The sequence below is a fragment of the Paraburkholderia sp. genome, assembly GCF_024281035.1.
GTDB lineage: Bacteria > Pseudomonadota > Gammaproteobacteria > Burkholderiales > Burkholderiaceae > Paraburkholderia.
This window is the reverse complement of sequence record NZ_JAMXLH010000050.1, coordinates 187,452-203,930: the sequence shown is the minus strand read 5'-3', so window position 1 is coordinate 203,930 and position 16,479 is coordinate 187,452. Positions and strand designations below refer to the sequence as shown.

Here is a 16,479-nt window from a genome sequence, read left to right as displayed (position 1 = left end):
TCTCAAGGAGTCGGAGATGGGAGGCTCAGTTCGTTCGAGCATGCGCGGCAGCCGTTCGCGCCGCGCGATGGCCGACATCAATGTCGTGCCGTACATCGACGTCATGCTGGTGCTGCTCGTGATCTTCATGGTCACGGCGCCGCTCGTTGCGCCGTCGATCGTCAACCTGCCGACTGTCGGCGGCGCCGCCCAGCAGCAGCAGACGCCGCCGGTCGTGGTCAACATTCGCGCCGACGGCAATCTGGACGTACGCTATAAGGATGATTCCGGCGCGACCCAGCAACAGGGCATGACGCAAGCCGACCTCAACGCGTTCGTCGCCGAGCGTGAGCAAAGCCATCCCGACCAGCCGGTCGTGATCGCCGCAGACAAGGCCGTCAAGTACGAGGCCGTCATGAACGTGATGTCCGCCCTGAAAGCGCAGGGCGTCAAACGTGTCGGACTGCTCGTCAAATCGCAATGACCCGCAAGCATTCCACCCATCCGCTTCGACCGCCTCACGAACGCGGGACGGGACGGGCTTTTCTGCTCGCCGTGCTGATGCACGTGCTGCTCGGATTCTTCCTGTATCACGGCATCCACTGGCAGAACAGCACGCCAGCGGGTGCGGAAGCCGAGTTGTGGACCGAGGTGCCGGAGACGCCGGCGCCGCGTCCGCTGCCGCCTCCGGCGCCGGTCGCGCCTGCTCCGCCGCAGCAGACAGAAGAAGCCGACATCGCGCTTCAGCAACAAAAACGCAAGCAGCAAGAGGCCGCGCGCCTCGCGCAGCTCGCTGAGCAACAGCGTCTGCAGCAGCAACAGGAAGCCGATGCAAAGCGTCGGCAACAGCTCGCGGCGCAGCAGGCGGCGCAGCTCGCCGCACAACAGAAGGCGGCCAAGCTCAAGGAACAGCAGCAGGCCGCGGCCGAAAAGCTCAAGCAGCAGCAACTGGAAGCGCAGAAGAAGCAGCAGCTGGAAAAGCAGCAACAGCAGGAAGCCGAGCAAAAGCAGGCGCAGCAGGAAGCTCAAAAAGAAGCGCAGAAGAAGGCTGAGGCCGAAAAAGCGGCGAAAGCCAAGGCGCAGGCTGAGGCGCAGGCAAAGAAGCTCGACGCCGAGCGGCGCGCGCGCATCGCACAGATGCAGGGCAGCGCGGGCGGCGGCGAGAGCGCCGGCGGCAACGGCCTCGCCAGGAGCGGCACCGGCACCGGCTCGGGCGGCACGGCGGCTTCGCCAGGCTATGCGGACAAGGTGGCGCGCCTCGTGCGGCCGAAGATCATCTGGGCTGGCGCGACCGAGGGCCTCGAAACGGTCGTGTCGGTGCGTTGCGCGCCGACCGGCACGCTGCTCTCCGCGCACATCACGCGCGGCAGCGGCAATGCGCAGTGGGATGCCGCCGCCTTGCGCGCGGTCCAGCAGTCGGATCCGATGCCGCTCGACACGAACGGCAAGACACCGCCGGAATTTACAATTACTTTGCGCCCGGCAGGTTGAGGGCGGACTCAGGGGAAGAGGGACTCAGGCGTGCAGCAGTGATCAGAGGAACGATTCAAGTGTTTTCAGGTCTCTTTGCTGTTGCACTATGTTACAAAATGGCTCTTTCAGGAATCATCACAGCATGAGTTTGATGACGAAGCTTGGCTTGCGAACCCTCGTCGCGTCTTGTTTGATCGCGGCTGGCAGTGCGGCGCACGCACAACTCAACGTCCTCGTGACCGGGATCGGCTCTACCCAGTTTCCGATCGCAACGGCGAATTTCGCCAACGAGGCGAACTCCCCCGAACAGGTCAGCGCGATCGTCCGTGCGGATCTGGCGCGCAGCGGCAAGTTCACCAATATCGACGCTGGCGGCACGCCCGTTGCGGAAACCGATTCGGTCGACCTCGGCAGCTGGAAGGCAAAGGGCGCGAACGCGTTCGTCTCGGGTAGCGTGAACCGGCTGGCGAACGGCCAATACGAAGTGCGCTTCAAGCTCTACGACACCGTCAAGGGCGCAAGCCTCGGCGGCCTCGTGCTCGTGAGCCCGCCGAGCGGCTTGCGCATGAGCGCGCATAAGGTTGCGGACTACATCTATCAGAAGCTGCTTGGCGACCGGGGTGTGTTCGCCACGCGTCTGTCGTACGTCATCAAGACGGGCAACCGCTATCAACTGCAGGTTTCGGACTCCGATGGCCAGGACGCGCACATCGCGCTGTCGAGCCCCGAACCGATCATCTCGCCGGCGTGGTCGCCGGACGGGACCAAGGTTGCCTACGTTTCTTTCGAAAAGAAAAAACCGATCGTCTACGTGCATGATCTGCCGACCGGGCGCCGCGTCATCGTCTCCAACCAGAAGGGCAACAATTCGGCGCCCGCCTGGTCACCGGACGGCCGCACGCTCGCAGTCGCGCTGTCGCGCACGGGCAACACGCAGATCTTCGCCGTCAACGCTGACGGCACCGGCCTGCGCCGCCTCTCGGAAGGCTCGACGATCGACACGGAACCCACCTACTCTCCCGACGGCCACTGGATTTACTTCACGAGCGATCGCGGCGGCCAACCGCAGATCTACAAGATGTCGGCCCAGGGCGAAAACGCCGGCGCCGCGCAGCGCGTGACGTTTACCGGTAACTACAATACGAGCCCGCGGATCAGCGAAGACGGCAAGCAACTCGCGTACATTTCGCGAACAGGCGGCGGATTTAAGCTGTACATTCAAGATCTGCAGTCTGGCGTTGCAACAGCGCTCACCGACACGACACATGACGAATCGCCCAGCTTCGCGGCGAACGGTCAGTACATTCTTTACGCCACACAGGTGAACGGCCGTGGCGTGCTGGCTGCTGTATCGACCGACGGTCGTACGCGGCAAATCCTGTCCGTTCAGGGCGGCATAGTACGCGAGCCGTCCTGGGGTCCCTTCATGCAATGACACTTCTGGAGAGCAAAAATGATGTCGAATAAAGTCCGCTTGACCTTGGCCGTGTTGATGATTGGCGCGCTGGCAGCGTGTAAGTCGGGCGTCAAGACTGGCGAAACGGGCGGCGCAATCAGCACGCAACCGAACCCGAACGCCGTCGCGCAAGTGAATGTCGATGACCTGAACAACCCGAACAGCCCGCTCGCCAAGCGCAGCGTGTTCTTCGACTTCGACAGCTACGCCGTGAAGGATCAGTATCAATCGCTGCTGCAACTCCACGCCCAGTATCTGAAGGCGCATCCGCAACGTCACGTCCTGATCCAGGGCAACACCGACGAGCGCGGCACGAGCGAGTACAACCTGGCACTCGGCCAGCGCCGTGCTGAAGCAGTGCGTCGTGCAATGTCGCTGATGGGCGTGCAGGATTCGCAGATGGAAGCTGTCAGCCTCGGTAAGGAAAAGCCGGTCGCGCTGGGCCACGACGAAGCATCGTGGGCGCAGAACCGCCGTGCTGACCTCGTGTACCAACAGTAATCGACGTATTGGATGAAGGGGCGTATGTCGCACCGTTTCTCACCGCTGCGGGTAGCCGCAGCAGCCTGCGTAGCCGGTTCGGCCTTCATGGCGATGCCGGCCCACGCGGGCCTGTTCGATGACGATCAGGCGCGCCAGGCGATTCTCGACCTGCGGGCGAAGACGGACAACCTGGGAAGCCAGCTGTCCGCCGCGCAACGCACGATTCTCGATCAGTCCAACCGCCTCGACCAGCTGACCCAGCAGGTCGCGACGCTGCGCGGACAGAACGAGGACCTGGCGAATCAGCTGTCCACTGTGCAGAAGCAACAGAAGGACTACTACACGGATCTGGATGCGCGTCTCAAGAAGTTCGAGCCGCAGCAGCAGACCGTGGATGGCGTGCAGGGCACGGTCCAGCCGGGAGAGACGGACGCGTTCAACGCCGCTTCGCAGCAGTTCCGCAGTGGCGACTTCAAGACCGCGGCTGCGTCGTTCCGCAGCTTTATCGCGAAGTACCCGCAGAGTCCTTATCAGCCGACCGCGCAATACTGGCTCGGCAATGCGCTCTACGCGCTGAAGGACTACAAGGGTTCGACGACGACGTGGCAGAACGTGGTCAAGAACTACCCGCAGCACCCGCGCGCACCCGAGGCCCTGCTTGCGATTGCGAACAATCAGATCGAGCAGGGGCAAAAGGCTGCCGCCCGGCGTACGCTCGAGCAGATCGTGTCGCAATACAGCGGCTCGGATGTGGCCCAGACGGCGCAGAGCAGGCTGTCACAGCTCAAATAAGCGCTGCTGGATGCAGGTTGCGCGGCGCTCGCCGCCGCACAACACGCCTCTCGCTATAGGAAGGGCCCGGGACACGATGTGTCCCGGGCCTTTGTCGTTCTACTGCACGTCGCGCGCGACCGTTGACATCCGTCGTCTGCCGCCGCTATAATTACGCCTCTTTTGGGTCGTTAGCTCAGCTGGTAGAGCAGCGGACTTTTAATCCGTTGGTCACAGGTTCGAATCCCGTACGGCCTACCAAAAGATTCGAGGGCTCAGCGCAAGCTGAGCCCTTTTCATTTGCTCCGCAAAAGCACACTTGCTTCGCAAATACCCTTCCTGCCTCCCGCTTTCCGTTTTATTTTCTTCCATTGCTCCTGGACCGCCGCCTGTGGCCACAGAAGCCTCTGCAATTTTCCCGCTTATTTAATCAACTGCATTCCTGCGGCCTTCGACGCATTCACGTCGAAAGTCACCGTGTACTCGCACTCGGCTGCATACCCCGAACGCTCTATCAGGCAGTCCGCGAAATCCGCCTTCGTTGATGCCGTGAAAACACGAAGTGCCTTTCTCACCGTGTCAGCACCTTCAACGACCAGTTCCTTCGTGCCGATCATCGAGTCGATAATGTCTTTCATCTGTTCGCGCCCGACGTCGTAGCAACGCCCCAGCACCCATATGGTCTCAACCAGTGCGATCTGCGAAACGTACCCCGGACGCTCCGCCGAAAGGGACTCCATAAGCGCGGTCGCCTTCTTCGATTGCACAGCATCGTCCTGGGCGAAGAAGCGGACCAAAACGTTCGTATCCAGTCCGATCATCGCGCGGACGCCCCTTGCTCGGCGATAGCCTGGTTCATGTCCTCGATCGACACCGGTTTCGCAGGCTTCTTCACGATGCCCTTGAGCGATGCGAGCGAGCGCGTGACGGGATAAATCTCATACCGTCCCGTCGCCTCGCTGAAGCTGAATTCGATCCGGTCGCCGGACTCCAGGCCAAGGTGGTTTCGCACATCCACGGGGATTGTGACCTGGCCCTTCGAAGTGATAGTTGCTGCCGTCATAACGACACCTCCAATATTCCTTACCTTATGGTAAGGAATATGAAAAAGCAAGGACAGGTCACTGGCGCGACGCATTGCAAATCACTCACCAGGATCAATGTCGGCCACGGCCTCACGCTGCTCGCGCTCCGAGACGTCAAGATATGGGGCATACAGATGCGCAACCTTCTCGCGGATGAACTCGAAATCCACCACCGCATCGATCTTGCGCAGCAGATGCTCCTTCGGCACAAGCATCTCGAGCGTGACCATCTCGAGTTCTTGCTGGGCGGGTGTCGGCTTCTTGAGCATGACCCCGACTAAACAACAAAGCCCTGGGCCAAGCCAGGGCTTTGTCAGCAGTCTGAATGCGCCCCAAAGGGGCGCATTGTTTCATCGCGGTGATCCAGAACCGTGCCGCGGCATCAGCCGAACCGGCTCGCCAGTGCCACGTTGTAGCGCCGGATGACACCGGGCAGCATGAACGCATCGACGAGCACCCAGATACCCACGCCGATAAGTATGAAAGCACCGACGCCCAGCCACAGCGTCGCCGCGCCCATCAGCATCAAAACGATCTGGGCGATGGCCGTAACGGTTCTGCCCGTATAAAACCGGTGCGCTCCCAGGGTGCCAAGAAAAAACCAGAGCGCGAATGCGACGCCCACACTCTTCTTTTGTGCGTCGTACATCATCATGTTGCGCGAAGTGTCGTTCATGCATTCTCCGTAGATGAAGTGGATCGGTGAAGGTGGCGTCGGCCCGTCTTGCTCAACGGTAACGAGCGACGAGCGCCTGGTAGCGCACGTCCTGCCGTAAGGCGCTGAATTCGGGCGTCGCGTCGAGCGCACCGAATTGCCGGTAGCCGAGTTTGAACGCCTGATTGAGATACTCAATCGCGCGGTCGGCATCCGAGCGCCGCGCCGCGAGTACCGCGAGGTCGTAGTCCACTGCCGGATGTGCCGCCGGCCATGCCTGCGCCCGCGTCAGAAGGCTTTCGGCCTGCGTCTGCGCACCGGCGTGCAATGCCGCCTCGCCCTTCTTCATGAGCTCGGCGGCGGTGCTGGCTGGCGCGCTGGCTGGCGCAACCTCGCGTGGCCGGGATTGCGGCGTGCCTTGCGAGGGGTGCGCTGCCGCAGCGACGACTGGAACGGAAATCGGCGCGGCGCCAGGCGGCCGTGCCGCCGCGTCCTGCAACCTGTCCGCGGCACCGCCAGCCTGCATTGCCCCATCAGGCACACGCCGGTAATACACCTTGCCCATGAAGGGCACCTTCACGTAGACGCGATCGGGGCCGTCGAAATAAAGCGAAATGCCGAGCCCGTATGCCGTATCGAGCACGGCTTCGTTGCCCTTGCGCTCGATGCGCTTCAACGGAATGCTCGCCTGTGCATCGGGGCTCTTGATCGCATCCTTGCTGATCACGATATCCGGGCCGATCGGCAAATGCAGGCTATACACCTGCGTGCGTTCCGCGCGCCAGTGCCCGATGACCGACGCGTCGTCGTTCTTCGAGCACCCTGCAACGAGCGCGAGCACCGCCAGCGCAATCGGCGCAGCACCCCGGGCCGCGCGCATCACATGGTCGCCGGACGGTACTTCTGCACGAGCGCGGCGAAGCGCGGATCACTGCGGATGCCGGCCAGATCCGGATCCTTCGCCATCGCGTCGAAGTACGAAAAACCGTTGAGGAAGCTCGCCTCGAACTGTTTGAGCGCATCGTCGGTACGGCCCTGCTTCAGGCGCAGCACCGCGCGGTTGTAGTAGACGAGCGGCTGCTTCGGATCGCGCGCCGCCGCGTCGTCGAGTTCCTTGTCGGCGTGATCGAGCTTGCCTTGCGCCATGTCCGCGATCGCAACCTTGATCATTTCCTTGGTCGCCGCATCGTTGCTCGCGGCTTCCGCGCCCACCGCATCGCCGTGCGCGAGCTTCGCGTCACCCGCCTTGCGCTGGGCGTCGATCTCGCCGGCGCTCGGCGCGATGCCGCCTTCCCGGTTGTCAGCCGTCGGCTGCACATCGCTGGCCGACGTAGCGGCGGTATCGGTGGCAGCCGGTGCTTTGTCCGACGATGCTTGCGCCTGCGCGGCACTATCCGCGACTGCAGCAGGCGCGGCATGCGTCTTCTTGTAGTAGATCCCGGCGCCGCCGCCCACGATCGCGAGCGCCACGATGCCCGCCACCGCCGCGATCACGACGGGCTTGCGCGCTCCGCCGGTCGGCGCGCGCACGATCTGCGGCTCCAGCAACGTGCCGCAATCCGGGCAGTGCAAATCCTCGCCCGGCGAACGCTCGAAAATTTCCCCGGTGTTGGCCCGCTCGCAATCGCCAAGCGTGGGGCACTTGTAATTCGCCATGTTGGTCCTTGTATTCCGTTTATTGTCGGGTTCGCCAGATTCAGGCGTATTCGGCCGTCGCGTTCGCAAGACCGATAATCTCGCGCACTTGCGGCTTCATTCGCACCAGCGCCTGATATGCGGGATCCTCGGTGTCCTCGCCGCTCTTTTCAAACTGCTCGCGCGCGAGTTGGTTGAAGCGTTCCAGCAACGCCTCCTTCTGCTCGCGATGCTTGTAGCCTGCGTCCAGGCTGCGCGCGATCTCTTTCTCGATCAGCTCCTGAACACCCGCCACTTGATCGCCTTCGAGGACATCCTGCCAGGCACGGCCCGCGAGCACCTTCGAAGTCGGCAGCCCGTCGCTCGTGTAGACAAAAACCCATTCCGGCTCGCCCGTCGTGCGGTTTTCACGCAGCTTGATCATCTCGAGCAAACGCCCGATCAGACGGAACGGCTTGCGCTTCGCCTGCGTTGCGATCTCCGCGGCCGTGCGCGCATAGAGCGCCGGCAGGTTCTTGCCGTTGCCCGCGCCATGCAGCAGCCACGATTCGTTGAAGTCGGCAAGCAGGCCGTCGTAATGGCGCTTGAGCAGCGCGAGCGGCTCGATGAAACGCACCGGCATCAGCGACGCAATCTTCATGATGACGATCTCGTTCGAGAGCTTGCCGGCCGCGACGACCGTATCGGAAGCCGGGTCCTTCTGCGCTTCGAACAATGCAGCGAGCGAGGCGTGAAAATCCTTCTGGCTCTCGCATTCGGGCAAGAACACGCCGACCGTGCGCATCGTGCCGCGCGAACCGCCGTCGTTGCCCGCGACCATGCGATCGACTTCGGTCTTGTTGTACTGAAGCATGGTGCCCGAGCTCTCGTAGAGGTCGGAGACGAATTTCTTCAGTCCGCCCGGATTTGCGTCGTACTGCTTTTGCAGGCGCTCGACGATATTCACGTGCAGCACCGGCGGCAGATTCTTCGAGATCTCCGCATGTGCCGACTCGACGATGCTCGCCGATGCCTGCGAGATCGTAGCGATGATCCCGCCGAGCGAAAGGCTGCGCGAGAGCTTGTCGAACGTGTCCGCCTCGGTGCCCGCGAGATCGATGATCGACTGGCGCACGCGCTGGGTACGCGCAACCTGTGCCTGCTCGTCGACCACGAGCGCCTTCATCACATTCGCGATCGCGTTGCGATCGAAGATGCGCTGCTGGTAGACCGCGTCCGCGCCCGCGAGGCGAGCGGACTGCTCCTGATGGACACGCTCGGTTGCCACAGCCAGGTTCTGATGCAGCGCGTCGATCAGGCCGCGCAGCGTCGCCAGGCCATCCTTGATGAACGGCAGCAGGCTGCTCGCGAAGCGCCGTCCCTCGTGCAGCGTGCGAAGGACGAAAAGATCCTGATGCTGGTTCGCGATGTCCGCGAACAGTGAGCTGCGCTTGTCGGTGAGGTGCTGGCCGAAGAAACCGACCTTATTGAACTGTGTCGTGAGTTCGGCGATGCGCTGCAGGATCGCCTGCTCGGCGGCCGGCCCTTTGGCAATCTCCTCGTTGAACACGGCAAGACGCTCGTCGAGCACGGCGAGCTGCGCGTCCACAAACTGGCGCAGCTGCATCAGCGAATGGGTGCCCACCTTCCACTGGCTGAACAGTTCCTTCTCGATCACCGAGCAGACGTGCCGCGCCATCTCGGGGCGCGCGTTGCCTTTGATCTCATAGAACTTGCGCACGCCGCCCATGGTGCGATACGTCTCGTCGAACACCTTCGCAAGACGCGTGTTGAGCGCATGCACCCAATTGGTCTGGTCGACCGTCTGGTCGGCCTGGATCTCGGGTGCGAGGCGGCTCACGATCTGCTTCCAGTACTCGCGCGCGGGCTTCCACAACGCGTTCTTCGCGTCGTCCTCGAGAATGCCGGTCTCGAGCATCAGATGCGCGTCGCTCAGCAGCAGCTGGCGCGCGACGTCGGGCTTGCGCACCTCGGAGCCCCAGTCCTTCTGCACGGGCTCGTCGGCGTAACCTTCGCCTTGGCGGAAGTTGTTGAACATGAGCTGGCGCGTGGCCTGCTCGGCGAAACCGTAGGCGAGATACTCCTTGATTTCCTCCTCGGGCACGACGATGCGCTCGACGCCGAACGACAGGAACAGCTTCGCGCGTGCCTTGCCGATGTCGGTTTCGCTCTCGAAGTTCTTGATGTCGTTCTCGCCCTTCTCGGCGCGTCCGAGCCCTTCCCACTGCTTGTTGAGCGTCTTCTGGTACAGGAACTCGGCGACGATACGCGGAATTTCCGTATCGACATCGAACTGCATGTTGTGCTCGTTGAGATTGCTCACGAGATAACAGCCGTTGAAGTAGACGTCGTGCTCCATCGGCGACCCGTCGAGGACGTTCGCCGGATGATACTGGCCGACCGCCATCGCATTGAGCTCGGCGAGCGCCGCATAGCCGTTCGCGTAATAGTTCGAGAAGCCCGCGACGTCGCGCACGCGCTTCGAGTCCTTTTCCGGCAGCAGCGCGTAGATGAGGATTCGATGCAGGTCCGGATTCGGATACTTGTTGCGGATCAGCGCGACCGCGTCGACGACCGAGCCGCTTCCGGTGCCGCCCGCGAGACCGCAGACGACGTGGATCGTCGTGCCCGTGCGGCCGGGGCCGCTTTCGAGCACGCGCATGCGGTCCTCGACGGCCTTCACGAATTGCGGCGCGTTCTGCGCGAACACGAGCCGGCCGAGCTTGCGGCGCTGCGCGGCGCCCGCGATACCGGGCTTCACGAAGCCGAAGATGCTGCGCGGCTCGATCCAGTCGCGCAGCCCCGGAAACGAATCGGGATCGTCGAGTACGGGACGCACGTTGCCAGCGGTGTTGACCATGAACTGGCTGCGCGCAAGATCGATATCCTTGCCCAGCACTTTCCATTCGTCGTGCTTGTCGAGTTCGTCGGTGGACGTGTCGACGTACAGGTATTCGAAACGGGCATCCGACGGGCTATTGCCTTGCGCGTCGCGGTTTCGTTCGATGGTCTTGCGCAGATTTCGGATGATCTTTCCGCCCGAGCCGCCGAGGCCGATGATCAAATGATTGTGTTCCATGGTCAAAGCGTGTCCGTTTAGATTGGCATGACGGCGGGCGTCACTCGTGGGCGAGGTTGATCTTCAGATAGAGGTTTGCGGCGCCGGGCTTCGCGGCCTGCTTGACGACGTAGGACGCAACCTGGCCGCCCGCGGCGGGCGTGGCGTCGTCGCTGAAGACGATGCCCTTGGCTGCGTAGCCCGGCGTGTCGTTTGCAGCCACCGTCGCGGCACAACCCGCTTTCGCGTCGGGGGCAAAAGCGATGCCCTTCGCGGCATAGCCGGTACCGGCGTCGGCGACAGTCAGCGCGGGGGCGCTCGCTCCCGCGTCGGCCGCGGCCGTCTCGGGAGCGGTTGCGGTTGCGGTCGCGGTCGCGGTTGCGGTCGCGCACGAGCCTGCGTCCGCCGTCGTCTGCGCCGCAGGCGTGGAGACGAGATCGGGGGCGACGTGGCGCAGCCGGCGCGTGACGTCGCCGTGCTCGCGCTCCGGCGTGAGATACACCATCAGCTTTTCCATGCCCGGATTGCTGTCGAACACGAACGCGCCCTTGGCGGGGAAGAACACGACGCCCATCGCGTCGACGAAATTGTCCTGCTTCGGCTGCGGATAGATCTGCGTGACGGTGCCGTCCGGTGCCTCGTTGAGGATATAGACATACGACGGCCGGTTCACCTTCACGCCGAGCTGGAAGTGCTCGCCGCTTTTGAAGACGCGGCGCGCAAGCACATCGTGCGTGGCGCCGTCGTTATCCTTGAGCCGGATGAAGTAGCTCGCACCGATCTGCGCGACTTTGTGCCGTTGCGCGACCTTCACGATCTTGCCGGCGTTCGCGCTCTCCCGGACGGGCGCGGGCGCCGATGCCGCGGCGACTGCCGTGGGCTGCGCGCCGGTGCCCACAGCGACAACCGCGTTGTCCTGGGCGAAGAACAGCGACTTCGCCGTATATCCGTCTTCCGCGACGGCATGGGTGGCGAACACGGCCAGCGAAAGCGCGACGAGGGGATACCGCATGTCGATTCTCCTGCTGTACTCACGTACAGACGTCTGTTAGCCGGAACTGGCTGCTTACTGGTAAAGATCGTTTTGCTGATCGGGAATGGTCGAATACTCACGCGGCGTCTGATGCGCTTTGCCGTGCGAAACATCAAGCGCCGTGCGCGACGTGAAGTCCTGCGCGTCGCGGAATGCCGGGCCGAGTTGTCCCCGATAGTGATCGAGGTAGGCGAACAGCGATTGCGTGAAGTAGGAACCCTTGAGTGTCTGGTCCGGCGCGAGCGGACTCGCGAAGCGACCCGTCGTCGGCCCGAGCGACTCCTCGTTCGGGCTCGTCGCCGTGATGATGTTGTAGCCGCTGCGGCTCCGATCGATCGCGGTGCGCGGCGCGGCGCCTTGCGGGCCGCTGTTGGCGGACTCGGCGGGGTCCGCCGCGAAGTGGATTCCCTTCGCGGCGTACGACTCGCCCGACCACGCGGCGAGCGAGATACCCTCTCGCTCGCTCTTGCCGCCGTTGGTGCGCAGGATGTAGGCCGTGCTGTCGTCGGCGATGTCGTCGAGCATGTCGCCGCTGTAGCACGTGTCGATCACGACGCGCATGGTATGGCTGGGCTTGCGCGCGAGGTTCTGCACGAGCGTGTCGGGCACCGCGTGCGCCTGGAAATGAAGCAGGACCTCGGTGCGGTCGTTCGAACGCACCGTGCTCTGGTCGCCGGAGTCGTAGGCCATGATCGACATCTTGCGCAGATCGCCGCCACCCGGCGTGGGGATGGGCGCGTTGCCATGGCTCGATATGTAGATGAAGACGTCGTCTCGCGGGCCGATTTCGCGGTCGAGCTTCGCGATCGCGTTCGTGATGTTGGCCTGGGTCGCTCGCTCGTTGAGCAGGGCGGTAACCTGATAGCCAGCCTGGCGCAGGTAGCCCTGCACGACGACGGCGTCGTCGGCGCCCAGGATGTCGCGCAGGTGGTAAGGATCGGCGAAGTGATTGATGCCGACAACGAGCGCGCGCCGCGCGGGCGCCGCCGAAGCATGCTGCTGCGCCCGCGTGTAGTTCGCCAGCGCCTGTCCGGCGGCAGCTTCCCAGCGCTTGTGGTCGATCCGCTCCGGATAGATCGGCGACGTCGATTTCAGCCCCACGACCGACTGCGCGATGAGGAAGGCCGTATCGACCTCATCCTCGTTGCGATATTCGCCAGCGAGCTGAATCCGGCCGGTGCTGTCACGCACAACGGTAGCGCCCGCGAGGCCGTGCTCGTGGAACTTGGCCTTGATACGTTCGACGAGCGGTTGCGGGACGTTGTAGGCCTTATAGGCGTTCTGGAAGCCCGGCAGGCTGTTGGCCGCGCACGCGGACAGCAGCAGCGAACCGCCCAGAAGCAACAGGCGAACCAGGAGAGTCTTCATCGATTGGCAGTGGGTGTGGCGGCGGGCGCGCGCCTCCGAGAGGGCGACGCGCATTTTCCGGTTGTCAGGTCCGCAAGAGCCGTGGGCCCGCGAGGCCCACGCCGCTTACTCGGTCACGGTGAATTGCTGCGAAGCGACCACCGGCGGCTTGTCGCCGGCCGCCACGCTGAATTGCACGCGGTACACACTACCGGCCTTGGCGTCGTGCGGGATCGGAATGCGCACGACGTCCTTCTGCTCGCCCGGCTCGAATGTGCGCTGCTCGGTGGTGCGGCCCGGGAACGGGACTTCCGTCTCCTTGCTGCCATCAACGACGAAAAGCTTGCGCTCGAGCGTGACGGGTGTTTCCGCGCCGTTCGGCGTCATGACGATGAATGCGGTGTCCACCTCGGCCTGGCTGTCGGCCTTGACCGGGCCCGCAACGTTTACGGATTCAACACGCGTGACGATGCCCTGGGCGGTCCGATAGTGGATCTGCTTGCGCACGTTGTCGTAATCTTTGGTGCGCTGGATGTCCGATTCCGGCATCCACGAAGGATTCTTCTTGAAACAGGTATCGACCGCTGTGTAGTAGGCGGTGGCAAAACCCGCGATGCCGCCCGCGACGCCACCCGCGACAGCCCCGATCAACGCAGCCTTGCCTGCGTCGCTGTTCTTGTGCGTCGCGAGCATCGCCGTCAGTCCGGTGATCGCCCCGATGCCGACGCCCTTCGCCGTTGTCACCAACTGCTCGTGCTTGACACACGCATTCAGTTCGTCGTTGGCGGATTCCTGCGCGTTGGCTACCCCGTTTGTGAAGAGCATGGCAACAACGACCGCCGCCCATGCACTCCCCGTCGCTCTCTCCCTTCTCATTCTCACCTCTTGATTGTTATGGCTCGATTGAGCTGCCCCGGCAACTCCGCGCACACAGGTCCAATGTGCGTGTGACGTCTATTCAGATTCGGATAGAAACCACTGAAGACACAGTTCCGATACCTGCGATTTTCTTTATACCCCCGGCGAAACCCCAGCATCTTAAGACGTTATCCGCGAATCAATCCAGTGAATTAAAAAATATTTGATTCAGATAACCGATGAAAACGCGACGTTTTAATAGTGCTTATATCGCAAACGTTTTACACATCTTCTTCTTTGCGATTTTTGAAAATATTGATTGCCGTCGAAAAACCTGTCTCTACGCGATGCTGTGGCGACACGCTGCCTGCGCATATGTGCCCGGAAAAGCGGGTCGACAGACACCCAACCTGTTATATCGCATTGGTGTTTATTGCTATTTTTTTAAAACACAAAAAATAATGCGATTTGCATATTCGACGTTTTGATAGGGCGGCTCGAAACTTTCGCATCGATTCCCGGGAGCATTGAAATTGCCGTGAATACTCGTCCTCTAGCGCCAGCAGTATCGGCACAAGTCGAGCGATATCGCCGTACCGGTTGTATTCCGCCTGCCTCCGCCCGAATCCGCTTAACCGTTAATTGATTCCGGTCGAACAGCCGGGCGATCTGAGAGTAACCAGGAGCCCAACCGCCAGCCTAACAAACCGCCCCTTCAGCCGGCGCGCTCGCTGCCACCGCATCCCCACCGTGCGCCGCGCACTCCTCAAGCAACCACGCACGCAGCTGGCGTAGCGCCGTACTCGTATCGAAGCGCTCGGGCGTGTAGCAGAGAAAGTGCGCGTGGCTATCCACATCGACTGGCGCATCAACAGGCTGGACAAGCGTACCCGCCTCGAGCGGCGCGGTTATGAGGAATTCCGGCATGAGCGCCACGCCGAGTCCGGCCTGCGCAGCCTGGATCAACACTGCATACTGCTCGAATCGCGGCCCGAGGAACGCGTTCATGGGCGTGACGCCATAGGTCTGCGACCATTCGAACCAGACGGCTGCGGCCTGTTCATGCACGAGCCTCGGTGCGGCCGCGAGGTCGTCCGGCGTGCGCAGCGTATGGTGCGCCGCGAATCCGGGTGAACAGACCGGCACGAAGGTGCGCCCGGCCAGATAATCGCTGCGCACGCCTTCCCAGAGGCCATCGCCGTAGCGGATCGCCGCATCGAGTCCAGCCGGGAAAGGATCGCCGTGCGCGAGATGGCGCCGGAAACTCAGCGTGACGTTCGGCACCGCCGCAAGGAACGACGGCATCCGCGGCACCAGCCACTTGCTCGTGAAGGTCGGCACGCTCGCGATGGTGAGCAGGTCGTTGTCGTCGCGCACGCTTAGAAGCGCGAGCGAGGCATTACCGATCTCGCGGAACGGCCCCGCCACACTCGCTTGATAGACCTCCCCGGCGCGCGTCAACGACAGGTTGCGCCCCTCGCGCACGAACAGCTTCGCACCGAACCGCGCCTCCAGACTGGCGATCTGGCGGCTGACCGCGCTCGGCGTGAGTCCCAGTTCGCGCGCCGCATACGAGAAATTCAAATATTTAGCGGAACTGATAAACGCACTCAGTTCCGCCAGATTCGGATACACATGCTTCATTACGTAGTATTCCTGATTCGCAAAGGTCGATGCGCCCTTTGTATGTTTTTTTCATGACGACGCCATGTCGCAACAGCACACTGGCGCCCGTCATCGCGAAACCCGTTGACTGGGTCATCCGGGTTCCGCGCCGTCTTACCCGCTCGTTCAGGGAATTTTCAATGCATTCCACGGCCGGCGCCATCGATCTTCCCATTCGCCGCCGCTATCGCGCGCCAGCGTCGGGCCGCGCGCTGGTGCGTGCCGTCGTCGTCCTGTTCGCGCTCTACCTCCTGTTGCCGATCGCACTGCTCCTGATCGGCTCGACCGGCCAGAGCTGGATCAACACGTTGCTGCCAACCGGTTTCACCGGGCACTGGTACACCGATCTCGCCACCGACACGAGCTTTCGCCGTGCGTTCGGCGTCAGCCTCACCGTCGCGCTGGCCTGCTGCGCGCTCAATGCCGTGTTAGGCGTGCCGCTCGCCTACGCGCTTCATCACCGTGCCCGTGACGGGCGCGGGCTCGCCGCGCGGCTCGTCATGCTGCTGCCAATCGCCGTGCCGGCGCTCACGCTCGGTTTCGGCTATATCGCCGTGTTCGGCGGCGACGCACTGCCGTGGCTCGGCACGCTGTGGCTGATGATCGCCGCCCATGCGGTGCTGACGCTGCCGTACCTGCTCCAGACACTGCTCGCCGACCTGCGCCATCTCGATCTCGCGAGGCTCGAAGCCTGCGCGGCCACGCTCGGCGCAACGCCGCTGCGCCAGTTCTTCACCATCACGCTGCCGAATTTGCGCCACAGCCTGTTCGCGGGCCTCGTGATGGTCGCCGCGCTGTCGATCGGCGAGTTCCAGATCTCGAACCTGATCGCGAGCTTCCGCTACCGCAACTATCCCGTCGTGCTGCTGCAGGCGTTCTACGGCGCCTCGGGCTTCGCCTGTGCGGCGAGCGTCGTGCTGCTCGTGCTCGCCGTCGCCGCGACGCTCGTCTCGATCACCACCGTCCAACGACTGAAGTGAT

At 62.9% G+C, this 16,479-nt stretch carries 16 protein-coding genes, 1 tRNA gene and 1 pseudogene; 7 read left to right on the top strand and 11 right to left on the bottom strand.

Annotated features, from left to right (window positions below; translation table 11 throughout):
- The first annotated feature begins 16 nt into the window (after nt 1–16).
- The 6 genes from tolR (at nt 17) to Q0L30_RS17170 (ending at nt 4,423) form a co-directional block, all read left to right on the top strand.
- A complete protein-coding gene (gene tolR / locus Q0L30_RS17195) occupies nt 17–463 on the top strand; it encodes a protein TolR (RefSeq protein ID WP_296658775.1) in 447 nt (148 codons plus the stop codon).
- Nucleotides 460–1,470 carry a cell envelope integrity protein TolA gene (gene tolA, locus Q0L30_RS17190; protein ID WP_296658774.1) on the top strand — a complete coding sequence of 337 codons (1,011 nt, stop codon included), beginning with the start codon at nt 460–462 and terminating at the stop codon, nt 1,468–1,470. The genes tolR and tolA overlap by 4 nt, the downstream gene beginning before the upstream one ends.
- A gap of 124 nt (nt 1,471–1,594) precedes the next feature.
- Nucleotides 1,595–2,887, top strand: coding sequence for a Tol-Pal system beta propeller repeat protein TolB (gene tolB / locus Q0L30_RS17185; protein ID WP_296658772.1), 1,293 nt, complete (start codon nt 1,595–1,597; stop codon nt 2,885–2,887).
- An 18-nt stretch (nt 2,888–2,905) separates the two neighbouring features.
- Nucleotides 2,906–3,409: a peptidoglycan-associated lipoprotein Pal gene (pal, locus tag Q0L30_RS17180; protein ID WP_296658769.1), complete on the top strand. Its 504-nt coding sequence runs from the start codon at nt 2,906–2,908 to the stop codon at nt 3,407–3,409.
- Nucleotides 3,410–3,433: 24 nt separating this feature from the next.
- A complete protein-coding gene (gene ybgF / locus Q0L30_RS17175; protein WP_296658766.1) occupies nt 3,434–4,183 on the top strand; it encodes a tol-pal system protein YbgF in 750 nt (249 codons plus the stop codon).
- A gap of 164 nt (nt 4,184–4,347) precedes the next feature.
- Nucleotides 4,348–4,423 (top strand) — tRNA-Lys (locus tag Q0L30_RS17170).
- A gap of 161 nt (nt 4,424–4,584) precedes the next feature.
- On the opposite strand, the gene Q0L30_RS17165 is transcribed toward Q0L30_RS17170, so the two are convergent.
- The 11 genes and pseudogenes from Q0L30_RS17165 to Q0L30_RS17115 form a co-directional block, all read right to left on the bottom strand.
- Nucleotides 4,585–4,983, bottom strand: a complete 399-nt coding sequence (locus Q0L30_RS17165; protein ID WP_296658763.1) for a PIN domain-containing protein — start codon at nt 4,981–4,983, stop codon at nt 4,585–4,587.
- Nucleotides 4,980–5,225: an AbrB/MazE/SpoVT family DNA-binding domain-containing protein gene (locus Q0L30_RS17160; RefSeq protein WP_296658761.1), complete on the bottom strand. Its 246-nt coding sequence runs from the start codon at nt 5,223–5,225 to the stop codon at nt 4,980–4,982. Before Q0L30_RS17160 ends, Q0L30_RS17165 begins: the two co-directional genes overlap by 4 nt.
- 150 nt (nt 5,226–5,375) lie before the next feature.
- Nucleotides 5,376–5,516: pseudogene (locus Q0L30_RS17155) on the bottom strand (IS5/IS1182 family transposase); the annotation flags it as partial.
- A 113-nt stretch (nt 5,517–5,629) separates the two neighbouring features.
- Complete coding sequence (locus Q0L30_RS17150; protein WP_296658758.1) at nt 5,630–5,923, bottom strand: TM2 domain-containing protein; 294 nt, start codon at nt 5,921–5,923, stop codon at nt 5,630–5,632.
- A gap of 52 nt (nt 5,924–5,975) precedes the next feature.
- Complete coding sequence (locus tag Q0L30_RS17145) at nt 5,976–6,782, bottom strand: hypothetical protein (RefSeq protein WP_296658756.1); 807 nt, start codon at nt 6,780–6,782, stop codon at nt 5,976–5,978.
- Nucleotides 6,782–7,558 carry a tetratricopeptide repeat protein gene (locus tag Q0L30_RS17140; protein ID WP_296658753.1) on the bottom strand — a complete coding sequence of 259 codons (777 nt, stop codon included), beginning with the start codon at nt 7,556–7,558 and terminating at the stop codon, nt 6,782–6,784. The genes Q0L30_RS17145 and Q0L30_RS17140 overlap by 1 nt, the downstream gene beginning before the upstream one ends.
- Nucleotides 7,559–7,598: 40 nt before the next feature.
- Nucleotides 7,599–10,616: a tubulin-like doman-containing protein gene (locus Q0L30_RS17135; RefSeq protein WP_296658750.1), complete on the bottom strand. Its 3,018-nt coding sequence runs from the start codon at nt 10,614–10,616 to the stop codon at nt 7,599–7,601.
- A gap of 40 nt (nt 10,617–10,656) precedes the next feature.
- Nucleotides 10,657–11,607: a DUF4384 domain-containing protein gene (locus tag Q0L30_RS17130; RefSeq protein WP_296658748.1), complete on the bottom strand. Its 951-nt coding sequence runs from the start codon at nt 11,605–11,607 to the stop codon at nt 10,657–10,659.
- 54 nt (nt 11,608–11,661) lie between these two features.
- On the bottom strand, nt 11,662–12,996 hold the full coding sequence (locus Q0L30_RS17125; protein WP_296658746.1) for a caspase family protein: 1,335 nt from the start codon (nt 12,994–12,996) through the stop codon (nt 11,662–11,664).
- Between the two features lie 105 nt (nt 12,997–13,101).
- Complete coding sequence (locus Q0L30_RS17120; protein WP_296658744.1) at nt 13,102–13,800, bottom strand: hypothetical protein; 699 nt, start codon at nt 13,798–13,800, stop codon at nt 13,102–13,104.
- Nucleotides 13,801–14,532: 732 nt separating this feature from the next.
- Nucleotides 14,533–15,477, bottom strand: coding sequence for a LysR substrate-binding domain-containing protein (locus Q0L30_RS17115; RefSeq protein ID WP_296658741.1), 945 nt, complete (start codon nt 15,475–15,477; stop codon nt 14,533–14,535).
- Nucleotides 15,478–15,638: 161 nt separating this feature from the next.
- Between Q0L30_RS17115 and Q0L30_RS17110 the strand changes: the two genes are divergently transcribed.
- Nucleotides 15,639–16,478, top strand: coding sequence for an ABC transporter permease (locus Q0L30_RS17110; RefSeq protein WP_296658739.1), 840 nt, complete (start codon nt 15,639–15,641; stop codon nt 16,476–16,478).
- Nucleotide 16,479 lies beyond the last annotated feature (1 nt).

Coding starts and splice junctions, on each gene's coding strand:
- pal (WP_296658769.1), top strand. CDS start 2,906: ATGATGTCGAATAAAGTCCGCTTGACCTTGGCCGTGTTGATGATTGGC.
- Q0L30_RS17110 (WP_296658739.1), top strand. CDS start 15,639: ATGCATTCCACGGCCGGCGCCATCGATCTTCCCATTCGCCGCCGCTAT.
- Q0L30_RS17120 (WP_296658744.1), bottom strand. CDS start 13,800: ATGCTCTTCACAAACGGGGTAGCCAACGCGCAGGAATCCGCCAACGAC.
- Q0L30_RS17140 (WP_296658753.1), bottom strand. CDS start 7,558: ATGGCGAATTACAAGTGCCCCACGCTTGGCGATTGCGAGCGGGCCAAC.
- tolA (WP_296658774.1), top strand. CDS start 460: ATGACCCGCAAGCATTCCACCCATCCGCTTCGACCGCCTCACGAACGC.
- tolB (WP_296658772.1), top strand. CDS start 1,595: ATGAGTTTGATGACGAAGCTTGGCTTGCGAACCCTCGTCGCGTCTTGT.
- Q0L30_RS17160 (WP_296658761.1), bottom strand. CDS start 5,225: ATGACGGCAGCAACTATCACTTCGAAGGGCCAGGTCACAATCCCCGTG.
- Q0L30_RS17115 (WP_296658741.1), bottom strand. CDS start 15,477: ATGAAGCATGTGTATCCGAATCTGGCGGAACTGAGTGCGTTTATCAGT.
- Q0L30_RS17150 (WP_296658758.1), bottom strand. CDS start 5,923: ATGAACGACACTTCGCGCAACATGATGATGTACGACGCACAAAAGAAG.
- ybgF (WP_296658766.1), top strand. CDS start 3,434: ATGTCGCACCGTTTCTCACCGCTGCGGGTAGCCGCAGCAGCCTGCGTA.
- tolR (WP_296658775.1), top strand. CDS start 17: ATGGGAGGCTCAGTTCGTTCGAGCATGCGCGGCAGCCGTTCGCGCCGC.
- Q0L30_RS17165 (WP_296658763.1), bottom strand. CDS start 4,983: ATGATCGGACTGGATACGAACGTTTTGGTCCGCTTCTTCGCCCAGGAC.
- Q0L30_RS17125 (WP_296658746.1), bottom strand. CDS start 12,996: ATGAAGACTCTCCTGGTTCGCCTGTTGCTTCTGGGCGGTTCGCTGCTG.
- Q0L30_RS17145 (WP_296658756.1), bottom strand. CDS start 6,782: ATGCGCGCGGCCCGGGGTGCTGCGCCGATTGCGCTGGCGGTGCTCGCG.
- Q0L30_RS17130 (WP_296658748.1), bottom strand. CDS start 11,607: ATGCGGTATCCCCTCGTCGCGCTTTCGCTGGCCGTGTTCGCCACCCAT.
- Q0L30_RS17135 (WP_296658750.1), bottom strand. CDS start 10,616: ATGGAACACAATCATTTGATCATCGGCCTCGGCGGCTCGGGCGGAAAG.